This window comes from Mycobacterium branderi, assembly GCF_010728725.1.
In the GTDB taxonomy this organism is placed as follows: Bacteria; Actinomycetota; Actinomycetes; order Mycobacteriales; family Mycobacteriaceae; genus Mycobacterium; species Mycobacterium branderi.
The window spans coordinates 4,080,148-4,093,838 of sequence record NZ_AP022606.1 but is presented as its reverse complement, the minus strand read 5'-3'; the positions used below and the strand labels follow the sequence as shown (position 1 = coordinate 4,093,838).

12 protein-coding genes, 1 pseudogene and 2 riboswitches are annotated in these 13,691 nt (G+C 68.4%); of the genes and pseudogenes, 11 read left to right on the top strand and 2 right to left on the bottom strand.

The window, feature by feature from the left end:
- The first annotated feature begins 40 nt into the window (after positions 1–40).
- The 11 genes and pseudogenes from G6N47_RS19780 to G6N47_RS19730 all read left to right on the top strand — a co-directional run bounded on the left by G6N47_RS19780 (position 41) and on the right by G6N47_RS19730 (position 9,453).
- The gene (locus G6N47_RS19780) at positions 41–634 is read left to right on the top strand and encodes a CDP-alcohol phosphatidyltransferase family protein (protein ID WP_083132129.1); all 594 of its coding nucleotides are present in this window, start codon (positions 41–43) and stop codon (positions 632–634) included.
- Positions 627–1,538 (top strand): DUF881 domain-containing protein, encoded by a 912-nt coding sequence (locus G6N47_RS19775; protein ID WP_083132128.1) that lies wholly within the window; start codon positions 627–629, stop codon positions 1,536–1,538. The genes G6N47_RS19780 and G6N47_RS19775 overlap by 8 nt, the downstream gene beginning before the upstream one ends.
- 31 nt (positions 1,539–1,569) lie before the next feature.
- Positions 1,570–1,902: a small basic family protein gene (locus G6N47_RS19770; RefSeq protein ID WP_083132127.1), complete on the top strand. Its 333-nt coding sequence runs from the start codon at positions 1,570–1,572 to the stop codon at positions 1,900–1,902.
- A gap of 12 nt (positions 1,903–1,914) precedes the next feature.
- Positions 1,915–2,748 (top strand): DUF881 domain-containing protein, encoded by an 834-nt coding sequence (locus tag G6N47_RS19765; RefSeq protein WP_083132126.1) that lies wholly within the window; start codon positions 1,915–1,917, stop codon positions 2,746–2,748.
- Positions 2,749–2,769: 21 nt separating this feature from the next.
- A complete protein-coding gene (gcvH, locus tag G6N47_RS19760; RefSeq protein ID WP_083132125.1) occupies positions 2,770–3,165 on the top strand; it encodes a glycine cleavage system protein GcvH in 396 nt (131 codons plus the stop codon).
- A gap of 157 nt (positions 3,166–3,322) precedes the next feature.
- Positions 3,323–3,793, top strand: a complete 471-nt coding sequence (garA, locus tag G6N47_RS19755) for a glycogen accumulation regulator GarA (RefSeq protein ID WP_045383152.1) — start codon at positions 3,323–3,325, stop codon at positions 3,791–3,793.
- The gene (ftsR, locus tag G6N47_RS19750; RefSeq protein ID WP_083132124.1) at positions 3,793–4,536 is read left to right on the top strand and encodes a transcriptional regulator FtsR; all 744 of its coding nucleotides are present in this window, start codon (positions 3,793–3,795) and stop codon (positions 4,534–4,536) included. The genes garA and ftsR overlap by 1 nt, the downstream gene beginning before the upstream one ends.
- Positions 4,537–4,623: 87 nt before the next feature.
- Positions 4,624–5,118, top strand: a complete 495-nt coding sequence (locus G6N47_RS19745; protein ID WP_083132123.1) for a bifunctional nuclease family protein — start codon at positions 4,624–4,626, stop codon at positions 5,116–5,118.
- 206 nt (positions 5,119–5,324) lie between these two features.
- Complete coding sequence (locus tag G6N47_RS19740) at positions 5,325–5,942, top strand: MerR family transcriptional regulator (RefSeq protein ID WP_083132122.1); 618 nt, start codon at positions 5,325–5,327, stop codon at positions 5,940–5,942.
- A 26-nt stretch (positions 5,943–5,968) separates the two neighbouring features.
- A riboswitch (glycine riboswitch) is annotated at positions 5,969–6,067 on the top strand.
- 2 nt (positions 6,068–6,069) lie between these two features.
- Positions 6,070–6,193: riboswitch (glycine riboswitch) on the top strand.
- A 32-nt stretch (positions 6,194–6,225) separates the two neighbouring features.
- Positions 6,226–9,051, top strand: a complete 2,826-nt coding sequence (gene gcvP, locus G6N47_RS19735; protein ID WP_083132121.1) for an aminomethyl-transferring glycine dehydrogenase — start codon at positions 6,226–6,228, stop codon at positions 9,049–9,051.
- 14 nt (positions 9,052–9,065) lie between these two features.
- Positions 9,066–9,453 (top strand): annotated as a pseudogene (locus G6N47_RS19730) (VOC family protein).
- Here G6N47_RS19730 and G6N47_RS19725 read toward each other — a convergent pair.
- Positions 9,441–11,489, bottom strand: a complete 2,049-nt coding sequence (locus G6N47_RS19725; protein ID WP_083132120.1) for a vWA domain-containing protein — start codon at positions 11,487–11,489, stop codon at positions 9,441–9,443. The pseudogene G6N47_RS19730 and the gene G6N47_RS19725 sit on opposite strands and share 13 nt — an antisense overlap.
- On the bottom strand, positions 11,489–13,678 hold the full coding sequence (locus G6N47_RS19720; RefSeq protein WP_083132119.1) for a malate synthase G: 2,190 nt from the start codon (positions 13,676–13,678) through the stop codon (positions 11,489–11,491). Before G6N47_RS19720 ends, G6N47_RS19725 begins: the two co-directional genes overlap by 1 nt.
- Between the last annotated feature and the right edge of the window lie 13 nt (positions 13,679–13,691).

Here is a 13,691-nt window from a genome sequence, read left to right as displayed (position 1 = left end):
GGCGCGGCGGGTCGCCGCCGTCGGGCTAGGGTCACGGCTCATGGAGCCCGCAGGCGCGCGCGATCGCGTCTTGACCGTGCCGAACATCCTGAGCGTGATCCGGCTGGCCTTGATCCCGGTGTTCTACTACCTGCTGTTGGTTGAGCACGCCGACGGCTGGGCGGTGGCCATCCTCATGTTCAGCGGCGCGTCCGACTGGGCCGACGGCAAGATCGCCCGGCTACTCGACCAGTCGTCGCGGCTGGGGGAGTTGCTCGATCCGGCGGTCGACCGGCTTTACATGCTGAGCATCCCGATCGCGTTCGGGCTGCGCGGCATTGTGCCCTGGTGGATCATCGCGGTGTTGTTCGCGCGCGACGCGCTGCTGGCCGCCGAGCTGCCGGTGCTGCGCACCCGCGGGTTCACCGCGCTGCCCGTGCTGTACATCGGCAAGGCGGCGACGTTCGCGTTGATGTCCGCTTTTCCGCTGATCCTGCTGGGCCAGTGGGACGCGCAGTGGAGCCGGGTCGTACTGGCCTGCGGCTGGGCGTTTTTGATCTGGGGTCTCTACATGTACCTGTGGTCATTCGTGTTGTACGTGGCCCAGATGGTCTTGGTGGTACGCCGGCTGCCCAGGGTGGGGGCCCATGGGTAATCCGTCGCTCGGCGGCTACGACCCCGACGCCGGCCGCAACGTGCACGAGGCGGGACGCCCGCAGCTCATCCCGGTGCCGTCGCTGCTGCGCGCCCTGCTCTCCGAGCACTTGGACCCCGGCTATGCGGCGGAGGCCGCCCGGCGCGAGCGCTCGGATGTGCCGCGAAGCCGGGTTGCGGGCTGGATTTGGCAGGCGGCGGCGGCATTGCTGGTGGCGGCGGTGTTCGCCGCGGCCGTCGCCCAGGCCCGGCTCGTGGCGCCCGGCGTGAGCTCCGCCCAGCAGGTGCTGTTGCGCAGTGTGCGCGCCGAAGAGGCGTCCACCGGTGACCTGACCGCGCGCCGCGACGCGCTGGCGGCACAGGTCGACGACATTCAGCGGCGCACGCTCGTCGACGACGCCGAGGGTCAGCGGCTACTGGCCAGACTCGACGCGCTCAGCCTGGCCGCGGCCAGCGGGCCGGTGATCGGTCCGGGGCTCGCCGTGACGGTCACCGACCCCGGCGCCGGGCCCAACCTCTCCGACGTCTCCAAGCAACGGGTCGCCGGGAGCCGGCAGATCATCCTGGACCGCGACCTGCAGCTCGTCGTCAATTCGTTGTGGGCCAGCGGCGCCGAAGCGATCGCCGTCGGCGGCGTGCGGATCGGGCCCAACGTGACCATCCGGCAAGCGGGCGGCGCGATCTTGGTCGACAATAACCCGGTCGGCAGCCCGTACACGATCCTCGCCGTGGGGCCGCCGCACGCCATGCAGGATGTCTTCGACCGCAGTCCGGGCCTGCACCGCCTGCGGCTGCTGGAGGCCTCCTATGGTGTCGGTGTCAACGTTAGTGCCCGCGACGGACTCACATTGCCCGCCGGCGCGGTCCGAGATGTCAAGTTCGCCAAACAGATTGGGTCTTCGTGAAGAGAACATCAGCGGCAGGAGACAGGCGCCGATGATCGGTGTGGCAGCGCTGGTCGTCGGCATCGTGTTGGGGCTGGTCTTTCACCCCAGCGTGCCGGAGGCCATCCAACCGTATTTGCCCATCGCGGTCGTCGCGGCGCTCGACGCGGTATTCGGCGGACTGCGGGCCTATCTGGAACGCATCTTCGACCCCAAGGTCTTCGTGGTGTCGTTCGTGTTCAACGTGCTGGTCGCCGCACTGATCGTCTACGTTGGCGACCAATTGGGCGTCGGCACACAGCTATCCACGGCGATCATCGTCGTGCTGGGCATCCGCATCTTCGGCAATGCGGCCGCGCTGCGGCGTCGGCTGTTCGGGGCCTGACACTAGGACCGCATGAGCGACTCCGACGCCAAAGACGCAGTGCCCCAGCCGGATACGGGCGAGGGTGAGCACCACGGCCGGCACGAGTTGCCGCCGCACCATCCGCGGCCCAAGATCGGTCAGCTTCAGCCGCGGGGCCTTTCGGGACGGCTGCGACGCGGCCGCACGCTGTTCGGCGCGCTGGCCGTGCTGTTATGCCTATTGCTGGGCGTCGCGATCGTCACGCAGGTGCGCCAGAACGAATCCGGCGACGCCCTGGACACCGCCCGGCCGGCCGACCTGCTGGTGCTGCTGGATTCGCTGCGGCAACGCGAGGCCACCCTCAACACCGAAGTGGCCGAACTGCAACGCACGTTGTCGACGTTGCAGGCCTCGGGCAGCAGCGACCAGGCCGCCATCGAGAACGCCCAGGCCAGGCTCGCCGCGCTGTCGATCCTGATCGGCACCGTCGGCGCCACCGGTCCGGGTGTCACCGTGACGATCGACGACCCCGGGCCGGGCGTGGCGCCGGAGGCCATGCTCGACGTGATCAACGAACTGCGGGCCGCGGGCGCCGAAGCGTTGGAGATCCGCGACCGGCAGCAGGCCGTGCGTGTCGGCGTCGACACTTGGGTGATCGGCGCTGCCGGCGCGCTGACCGTCGACGGCAAAACCCTGTCGCCGCCGTATTCGATTCTGGCCATTGGGGATCCGCCCACCCTGGCCGCGGCGATGAACATCCCCGGCGGCGCCGTCGACAGCGTCAAACGCGTGGGCGGCACGATGTCGGTGCAGCAAGCCGACCGCATCGACGTCACCGCCTTGCGACAACCAAAACCACGCCAATACGCTCAGCCCGTCAAGTGAGCCGAGGAGAACAGGAACACCGTGAGCGATATCCCGCCCGACTTGCATTACACCGCCGAGCACGAGTGGGTTCGCCGCACCGGCGACGACACCGTGCGGGTGGGGATCACCGACTTCGCGCAGTCGGCCCTCGGCGACGTGGTGTTCGTGCAGTTGCCCGAGGTGGGCACCGAGCTCACCGCGGGCGAATCCTTCGGGGAAGTGGAATCGACCAAATCGGTGTCGGACCTCTACGCCCCGGTCTCAGCGAAAGTCATTGCCGTAAACGGCGATCTGGAAAGCAGCCCGCAATTGGTGAACTCCGACCCGTACGGCGGGGGTTGGCTGGTGGACCTCCAACTCGACGGCGCGGCCCTGGAAGCGGGCTTCGCCGAGCTGCTGGACGCCGAGGCCTACCGCGGCACGCTGACCGAATGAGAATTGTTAGGGTGCCATGCCAGCCGCCGATCCGGCGGTGGTGGGCACATTGCGGACCGGTGCGCGGTACGGTCGACACATCGACGGTGAAGCAGGTGGGAAACCGGCCGGCCGGGCCCGATCAGACAGCGCCACAGCGGCCAGTGAGGAGCAGCGGGTGACGGAGAAGGACAACGACCAGACCTCTGATGAAGTGACGGTGGAGACGACATCCGTCTTCCGGGCCGACTTCCTCAATGAACTGGACGCCCCCGCGCAAGCGGGCGCCGAGAGCGCGGTGTCCGGCGTCGAAGGTCTGCCGGCCGGTTCGGCGTTGCTGGTCGTCAAACGCGGACCCAACGCGGGCTCGCGCTTCCTGCTCGACCAGCCGGTCACATCGGCCGGCCGCCATCCCGACAGCGACATCTTCCTCGACGACGTCACCGTGAGCCGTCGGCACGCCGAATTCCGGCTGGAGAGCGACGAGTTCCACGTGGTCGACGTCGGCAGCCTCAACGGCACCTACGTCAACCGCGAGCCGGTCGATTCGGCCGTACTGGCCAACGGCGACGAAGTTCAGATCGGCAAGTTCCGCTTGGTGTTTTTGACCGGCCCGAAGCCCGGTGACGACGGGGGACCGGGAAGCTAGTGACGGCGCCGGATACCCCCGGGCTGGCCGGGATGTCGATCGGAGCGGTTCTCGAGGCGCTGCGGCCGGACTTCCCGGATGTGACGATCTCCAAGATCCGCTTCCTGGAGGCCGAGGGCCTGGTGACGCCGCAGCGCGCCGCATCGGGGTATCGCCGGTTCACCGCCTACGACTGCGCACGGTTGCGGTTCATCCTGACCGCGCAGCGGGATCACTACCTGCCGCTGAAGGTGATCAAAGCGCAGCTGGACGCGCAGCCCGACGGTGAGCTGCCGCCGTCCGGATCGCCTTACGGCGTCCCGCGATTGGTCTCGGTCAACGACGGCGCGCCCGGCTCCGATCCCGCCGCGGTCGCGCCGACCCGGGTGCGGCTGAGCCGCGAGGACTTGCTCGAGCGCTCCGGGGTGGACGAAGCACTGCTGACCGCGCTGCTCAAGGCCGGCGTGATCACCACCGGGCCGGGCGGCTTCTTCGACGAGCACTCGGTGGTGATCCTGCAATGTGCGCGGGCGCTGTCGGAGTACGGTGTCGAGCCGCGTCATCTGCGGGCTTTCCGCTCGGCCGCTGACCGGCAATCCGACCTCATCGCGCAGATCGCCGCGCCACTCCTCGGGGCGGGCAAGGCCGGCAAGGCCGGAGCCCGCGACCGCGCCGACGATCTGGCGCGCGAGGTTGCCGCACTGGCGATCACGTTGCACACGTCGTTGGTCAAGTCGGCCGTGCGCGACGTTCTGCACCGCTGAAGGACTAGACTTTTTCTCGACAGCTTGGTGACCGGCGGGCGCCAGCTTTCAGCGGGACAAGGCAGCAGTTGCGGAGGGCAGACACAGATGGGTGAAGTTCGCGTGGTCGGCATTCGCGTCGAGCAGCCGCAGAACCAGCCGGTGTTGCTGCTGCGCGAAGCCAACGGTGACCGCTATCTGCCGATCTGGATCGGCCAGTCCGAGGCCGCGGCGATCGCCCTCGAGCAGCAGGGCGTCGAGCCGCCCCGGCCGCTGACCCACGATCTGATTCGGGATCTCATTGCCGCGCTTGGGCATTCACTCAAAGAGGTGCGGATCGTCGACCTGCAGGAAGGCACCTTCTACGCCGACCTGATCTTCGACCGCAATATCACCGTGTCGGCGCGCCCGTCGGACTCGGTGGCCATCGCGCTGCGGGTCGGGGTGCCGATCTATGTCGAGGAGGCGGTGCTCGCCGAGGCGGGTTTGCTGATTCCCGACGAGAGCGACGAGGAGCCCACCAGCGCGGTCCGCGAGGACGAGGTGGAGAAGTTCAAAGAGTTTCTGGACAGCGTGTCGCCCGACGATTTCAAGGCCACCTGAGCCGCGGCCGCACCAAGATCACGGAAGCGTCTCATCTGGGAGTTCGACCTCGACACGCGCCCGGGATGGCGGCCGGTGCCCGCCGCCGCGGCCATACTTTGATGTCGAGCGGATTAGTTCTAGAAACACGACGGCGAGTCCAAAAGCGTATGCTCACAAGCACTCGACCTGAGCACACGCGAGCGCGATCGGCGAGAGGAAGCACTGTGGGCGACCAACCACGTCAAGACCAGTTGGACCTCGAAACCGGCCCCGCCACCGCAGACGATCCCGCGCCGGCCGAACCTGTGCAAGCCGGACTTTTTCCTGACGACTCGGTGCCTGACGAGCTGGTCGGCTACCGCGGACCCAGTGCCTGCCAGATCGCCGGAATCACCTACCGCCAGCTGGACTACTGGGCCCGCACCTCGCTGGTGGTCCCGTCCATTCGCAGCGCCGCCGGGTCGGGCAGCCAGCGGTTGTACTCGTTCAAAGACATCCTGGTTCTCAAGATCGTCAAGCGGCTGCTGGACACCGGCATCTCGCTGCACAACATCCGCGTCGCCGTCGACCATCTGCGGCAGCGCGGCGTGCAGGACCTGGCCAACATCACGCTGTTCTCCGACGGCACCACGGTGTACGAGTGCACGTCGGCCGAGGAGGTCGTCGACCTGTTGCAGGGCGGCCAGGGCGTGTTCGGCATCGCCGTCTCCGGCGCGATGCGGGAGCTGACCGGCGTGATCGCGGACTTCCCCAGCGAACGCGCCGACGGCGGCGAGTCGATCGCCGCGCCCGAGGACGAGTTGGCCTCCCGTCGCAAGCACCGCGACCGCAAAATCGGCTGATCCGCCCGGTAGACTGGGCCGCGCATCGCGCTCGAGCGGGAGAGATCCGTCGCCGCCAGCCACGGACGCCGAAGGAGCAACACCTCTCCGTCAACCTCTCAGGCACCCAGGACCGCGCGAGACACCGATGCCTCTGGAAAGCGGTGACGACCCCTGACGGGTCGCCGCCCGCCGATGGGGAAAGGCGCCCGCCGACACAGCGGCGCCGAATCTCTCAGGCGCCCGGCCCGGGTAGCGACAGAGGGAGAGGGCACGCAGGCCTCTACCCATGTCAGGAGACCCAGTGTCCGACCACACGACTTTCGCCGACCGGCACATCGGCCCCGACGGTAACGCCATCGCGAGCATGCTCGAGGTCATCGGCGTCGACTCGCTCGACGACCTCGCACGACGGGCGGTCCCGAACGGCATCCTCGACCCGCTGACCGACTCCGGCTCCGCGCCCGGTCTGGATCAGCTGCCGCCGCCGGCCACCGAGACCGAGGCGCTGGCCGAGCTGCGGGCGATGGCCGACGCCAACACCGTTGCGGTGTCGATGATCGGCCAGGGCTACTACGACACGCTCACGCCGCCGGTGCTGCTGCGCAACATCATGGAGAACCCGGCCTGGTACACGGCCTACACGCCGTACCAGCCGGAGATCAGCCAGGGCCGGCTGGAAGCCTTGCTGAATTTCCAGACCATGGTCGCCGACCTGACCGGTCTCGAGATCGCCAACGCCTCGATGCTCGACGAGGGCACCGCGGCCGCCGAGGCGATGACCCTGATGCACCGCGCGGTAAAAGGCAATGCCAACCGGCTGGCCGTAGACGCCGACGTCTTCGGCCAGACCGCGGCCGTCCTGGCGACGCGCGCCGCGCCGCTCGGCATCGAGATCGTCACCGCCGACCTGCGCGACGGGCTGCCCGACGGCGAGTTCTTCGGCGTCGTCACCCAGTTGCCGGGCGCCAGCGGCCGGATCACCGACTGGAGCGCGCTGATAGCGCAGGCGCACGAGCGCGGCGCGCTGGTGGCCGTGGGCGCCGACCTGTTGGCGCTGACCCTGATCACCCCGCCCGGCGAGATCGGCGCCGACGTCGCATTCGGCAGCAGCCAAAGGTTCGGTGTGCCAATGGGTTTCGGCGGCCCGCACGCGGGATACCTGGCGGTGCACGCGCAACACGCCCGCCAGCTGCCCGGACGGCTGGTCGGGGTGTCGAAAGACGCCGACGGGACGCCGGCGTACCGACTTGCACTGCAGACCCGCGAGCAGCACATCCGTCGCGACAAGGCGACGTCGAACATCTGCACCGCGCAGGTGCTGCTGGCGGTGATGGCCGCGATGTACGCCAGTTACCACGGCGCCGACGGGCTGACCGGGATCGCGCGCCGAGTGCACGGTTATGCCGAACGGATCGCCGCCGCGCTGGGCGACGCGCTGGTGCACGACAGGTTCTTCGACACCGTGCTGGCGCGGGTCCCGGGCCGCGCCGACGCGGTGGTCGCCGCCGCCAAGGCGCAAAACATCAACCTGTGGCGGGTCGACGACGACCACGTGTCGGTGTCCTGCGACGAGGCCACCACCGATGACCACGTCGCCGCGGTACTGGCGGCCTTCGGCGTAGAGCCCGCCCAGCCGGCGTTCGCCGGCATCGAGACCCGCACGTCGGAATTCCTGACGCATCCGGCGTTTACCAGCTACCGCACCGAGACGTCGATGATGCGCTACCTGCGCACGCTGGCCGACAAGGATCTGGCGTTGGACCGCAGCATGATTCCGCTGGGGTCGTGCACGATGAAGCTCAATGCCGCCGCCGAGATGGAACCGATCACCTGGCCGGAGTTCGCCCGGCTGCATCCGTTCGCCCCGGCCTCCGACGCCGCCGGACTGCGCCGCCTGATCGCGCAACTGGAGAGCTGGCTGGTGCAACTGACCGGCTACGACGCGGTCTCGCTGCAACCCAACGCCGGTTCGCAGGGCGAGTATGCGGGCCTGCTGGCGATCCACGCCTACCACGCCAGCCGCGGTGAGCCGCACCGCGACATCTGCCTGATCCCGTCCAGCGCGCACGGCACCAATGCGGCGTCGGCGGCGCTGGCCGGCCTGCGGGTGGCGGTGGTGGCTTGCCGGGACAACGGCGACGTCGACCTCGACGATCTGCGCGCCAAGGTCGCCGAGCACGCCGACCGGCTCTCCACGCTGATGATCACCTACCCGTCCACGCACGGGGTGTACGAGCACGACATCGCCGAGATCTGCGCGGCCGTGCACGACGCCGGCGGCCAGGTCTACGTCGACGGCGCCAACCTCAACGCGCTCGTCGGGCTGGCGCGGCCCGGGAAGTTCGGCGGCGACGTCAGCCACCTGAACCTGCACAAGACGTTCTGCATCCCGCACGGCGGCGGCGGGCCCGGGGTAGGGCCGGTGGTCGCGCGTGAGCATCTGGCCCCGTTCTTGCCCGGGCACCCGTATGCGCCGGAGTTGCCGGGCGGGCGCCCGGTGTCGTCGGCGCCATACGGCTCGGCGTCGATCCTGCCGATCACCTGGGCCTACCTGCGGATGATGGGCGCCGACGGTCTGCGCAAAGCGTCGCTGACCGCGATCACGTCGGCCAACTACATCGCCCGTCGGCTCGACGAGTACTACCCGGTGCTCTACACCGGCGAGAACGGCATGGTCGCCCACGAATGCATCCTGGACCTGCGGCCCATCACCAAGGCCACCAGTGTCACCGTCGACGACGTCGCAAAACGCTTGGCGGACTACGGCTTTCACGCTCCAACCATGAGCTTCCCGGTATCCGGCACGCTGATGGTGGAGCCCACCGAGAGCGAGAGCCTGGCCGAGGTGGACGCCTTCTGCGAGGCGATGATCGCGATTCGCGCCGAGATCGACAAGGTGGGGTCCGGGGAGTGGTCGGTCGACGACAACCCGCTGCGGGGCGCGCCGCACACCGCCGAGTGCCTGCTTGTCGACAAGTGGGAGCACTCCTACACCCGAGAACAGGCCGCCTATCCCCTCGGCAAAGCTTTCCGGCCCAAGGTGTGGCCGCCGGTTCGTCGCATCGACGGCGCCTACGGCGACCGCAACCTGGTCTGCTCCTGCCCGCCTGTGGAGGCCTACGCATAGCTACCGTGGATTGCATGCCCCGCGTCGACTACGTCATCCACTACGTCGAGTCGCTGCAGCGGTCGGTGGCGTTCTATCGCGACGTGATCGGCCTGCAGGTGCGCATCGAGGGCGACGGCTACGTCGAATTCGCCATGGACAACACCAAGTTCGCGCTTTTCGACCGGTCGCAGCTGCCGACGCTCATCGGTCGCCGAGAGGGGCAACCCGCCGTGCGGCGAGATCGGCTTCCTGGTCGACGACGTCGACGGCGAAGCAGAGCGGCTGCGCCGGCTCGGTGCCGAGATCCTCACCGGACCGGTCGACCGGCCGTGGCACGAACGCACACTGCACGTCGCCGACCCAGACGGCAACATCATCGAATTCGCGCAGAAGCTGCCGAAGCCTGATCAGCTCAGGTAGTTGGTCACCGCGGTCGCCAGGTCGGGGGAGGCCGACGTCGCCAGGTTCTGGTAGCTGCCGCCGGACAGCTGCGCGACCGCCTCCCAGGTCGAGCGGTCGGAGTCGGCGCCGAAGTCGATGACGTTCACGGCCACCGGCTTAGCCGGATCGGCGCTTCGCCGGATGAAGTCCTGAAGACCCGGGCCGTCGAGAGTCTGATCGGTGTGCGGGCCGGCCGTGATCACCAGCACCGAATTCGTTTGCCCGTCACGGAAATTGGCCTGCGCGGCCTGGTAGACCATCCGCAGCGTGGTGAACGAGACGGCCCCGCCGGCCGAGGAGTACTGCTTGTCCAGCGCCGCGATGAGCGCAGCCGAGCGGGGCTGCCCATCGACCTGATCGTCCAGCGGACCGGCCGACACCTCGGTGCGGCCCTCCTTGCCGTCGAACGTCCACAGCCCAATGACCGAGCTCGGCGGCAGCGCGCGGATCCGGTTGTCAAGTGCTGCAACCACATTGGCCAGCCGCGACTTGCCGCCCTCGTCGGTGGTCATGGACTGGTCGAGCATGATGGTGGCGGCCGGGCCGTTCGACGGCGCGCTCAGCGTGCCGGCCAGGGTGGCCCGCGTCGCGTCGTCGCCCACCGACAACGTCGACGGCAGCGCCGCGAAACTGGTGACGTCGCTGCTGGGCGGCTTGACTCCTTCGGCGCGGAAACCGGCCTTGGCCAGCTCGGTGAGCTGGTCGGATTTGTGCATGAACCGGGCGAACGCGCTGGCCGCCGTCACCTGCTCCTCCGACAGCCACGAACCGCTGAGCAGCACCGTCGGATAGTCGGCCACCGCGGCCGGCCCGGGCGGCAGCCACGAGGCCAGCGAGTTGGAGGCGTCGGGAAGAGACTGGCCGCGTGCGAACAGCTGCTGTTCGGTGGTGACGACGGCGTGCACCGGCGCGCCGGCCGGGTCACCGGATTTGAGAAGGGCGTTCATCGCCTCGTCCAGCGAGCTGTCGGGCAGCTTCGGCTGAGCGCCAACCAGTGTGCGCACGGCACCGGTGCCCGCGGTGGGGGGCGCACCGTGCGGCGCCGACGCAGCGGCCACCGCCTCGGCCGCCAGATACGCCGCATCGCCGTTGCCACTGGTCGGCAGCGCCAGCCGCAACGACCCCCAGCCCGGCAGCTTCAGCGCGGCCAAGCTGTCGGGTTTGGTCTGCAACCCGGGCAGCGTCGACCAGTTCTGGCTGCCCAGCCCGCGTTGCAGCTCGGGTCGCACCGCCAGCAGCACCGGCGATTTGACCAGCGAGCGGCTATCCGTGACCGTTTTCTGCCCGGCGGTGGCCGTCAGCCGGGCCGCCGACACCGAGCTGCCCGGAATCCACAGGCCCGGTCGCGGACCGAGGTCGTCCGGCCAGTTCCCGACGAATCCGTTGATGACGGCGTCGGAACCCGCGGATTTGACGCTGACCGCGACACAGCGATCGCCCACGGGCGTCGCCGTGGCGTTGTAGCGCTCGGCGAGCTTGGCCACAGGCTCGGCAATGGACGGATCGGCGATGACGGCGACCGTGTCCTTGCCGGCGATGCACCGCCCTGCCGCGGTGTGGGAACGGTGGGACAACGCATCCCCGAAAAACCGCCACAGAATGACCGCGGCGACCACCACGACGACGGTCACCAGGGCAGCGATCACGCCGATGCTGACGCCGCGTCGGCCGCCGTCGCTGCGGTGGCGGCGCACCCAGTCGGCGGCGCCGCGATGGCCGCCGCGACTCGGCGGCGGGGTCGGCGGCTGCTGAGCCAGAGGCGCGAAATCCGGGTAGTCGTCGGATTCCTCGGCATAGCGGTGCTCGACCGGCTCCTCGAGGTACTCGTCGAAGTCGGCGTAACCCGGGTCGTCGGGAAGCTCGTCGTGGTACTCGTCAGCTGCCTGATCGGCATAGCGTCGGCGGGCGCCGCCGGAACCGCCTGGGGGCCAACCAGTTTCGTGATCGTCGGGCTCGACGTAGTCGTCTGCCGGTTCCTCGGACTCGTCGGGGTCCGGAATGCTGTGCCTACCCATCAGGCACTCGAGCGGGCCTTAAACTCGCGGCGGCGCCGGTGCAGAATCGGCTCGGTGTAGCCGTTGGGCTGCTGGGCGCCGGACAGGATCAGCTCCTCGGCGGCGAGGAAGGCGATGCTGTCGTCGAAGTTGGGCGCCATCGGCAGATAGGCCGGGTCGCCGGCGTTCTGCTGGTCCACCATCGGCGCCATTCGCTCCAGCCCGGCGCGCACATCCTCGGCCGTGATCACGCCGTGCTTCAACCAGTTGGCCAGCAGTTGGCTCGAAATCCGAAGCGTCGCACGGTCTTCCATCAACGCGACGTTGTGGATGTCGGGCACCTTGGACGAGCCGACGCCCTGGTCGATCCAGCGCACCACGTAGCCCAGGATCGACTGGCAGTTGTTGTCGATCTCCTCGCGGATCTCCTCGGGCGCCCAGGCCAATTCCTTGGTGGCCAGCGGGATGGTCAGCAACTGGTCAATGGTGGCGCGCTTCTTGCCCGCCAATTCCTTTTGCACCGCAACGACATCCACGTAGTGGTAGTGCATGGCATGCAGAGTGGCCGCGGTCGGCGACGGCACCCACGCGGTGCTGGCGCCGGCCTTGGGCTGGGCGATCTTCTGCTCGACCATGTCGGCCATCAGCTCGGTCATGGTCCACATGCCCTTGCCGATCTGGGCATGCGCGGCGAATCCGGTGGCCAGACCGACATCGACGTTGTTGTCCTCGTAGGCCAGGATCCACGGCTGAGTCTTCATGGCGCCCTTGCGCACCATCGGCCCAGCCTCCATCGAGGTGTGGATCTCGTCGCCGGTGCGGTCCAGAAAACCGGTGTTGATGAACACAATTCGGTCGGCTGCGGCTTTGATGCAGGCCTTCAGGTTGACGGTGGTGCGCCGCTCCTCGTCCATGACACCGACCTTGAGCGTCTTCTGCGGCAGGCCCAGCACGTCTTCGACCCGGCTGAACAATTCGGTGGTGAACGCCACCTCGTCGGGACCGTGCATCTTGGGCTTGACGATGTAGATCGAGCCGGTGCGGCTGTTGACCAGCGGCCCGTTGCCGTCGGAGGCCTTCAGCCCGTGGATCGCGCACAAGCCGGTGAACAGCGCGTCCTGGATGCCCTCGAACACCTCGTTGCCGTCCGCGTCGACGATGGCGTCGTTGGTCATCAAATGCCCGACGTTGCGCACGAACAGCAGCGCACGCCCAGGCAGGGTGAACTCGCCGCCGTCAGGCGCGGAGTAGGTACGGTCCTGGCTGAGCACCCGGGTGAACGTCTTGCCGTCCTTGTCCACCTCGGCGGCCAGGTCGCCCTTGTTCAGACCCAGCCAGTTGCGGTAGGCGCGGGTCTTGTCGTCGGCGTCGACGGCGGCCACCGCGTCCTCGAAGTCGATGATCGTGGTGACCGCCGACTCCAGAACCACGTCCTTGATGCCGGCGCGGTCGGTCTTGCCGACCGGCGACTCCGGGTCGATCAGGATCTCGATATGCAGGCCGTTGTTCACCAGCAGCACCGACCAGTCAGGGTCACCGAGCTGTCCGGTGTAGCCGGCGAACTTCTCCGGGCTGGCCAGCCCGACGGATCCGTCGTCGGTGGCAACCTTCAGCTGGCCGTCGTCGACTGACAGACCCGTCGCGTCGGCCCACGAGCCCGATTCCAGCGGCGCCGCCTCGTCGAGGAACTTCCGGGCGTAGGCGATCACCTTGTCGCCGCGCACCTTGTTGTAGCCGCTGGTTTGCTCGGCGCCGTCGGTTTCCGGGATGACGTCGGTGCCGTACAGCGCGTCGTACAGCGAGCCCCAGCGGGCGTTGGCGGCGTTCAGCGCGAACCGCGCGTTGGTCACCGGCACCACCAACTGCGGCCCGGCCGTCGTGGTGATCTCGGGGTCGACGTCGGCGGTGGTGATCGTGAAATCGTCGGGTTCGGGTTGCAAATAACCGATTTCGGTGAGGAACTGCCGGTAGGCGTCGGCGTCGTGCGGTTCGATGACGCGGTGGCGGTGCCACTTGTCGATCTGGGCCTGCAGCTCATCTCGGCGCGCCAGCAGGTCGCGGTTCTGCGGGGTCAGGTCGGTGACCACCTTGTCGACCCCCGCCCAGAAGCTGTCGGGGTCGATATCGGTGCCGGGCAGAGCTTCGGTATTGATGAAGTCGTACAGCACCTTGGCAACGCGCAGGTTCCCAACCGGCACGCGATCCGTCATCTTTTCTCCTCGG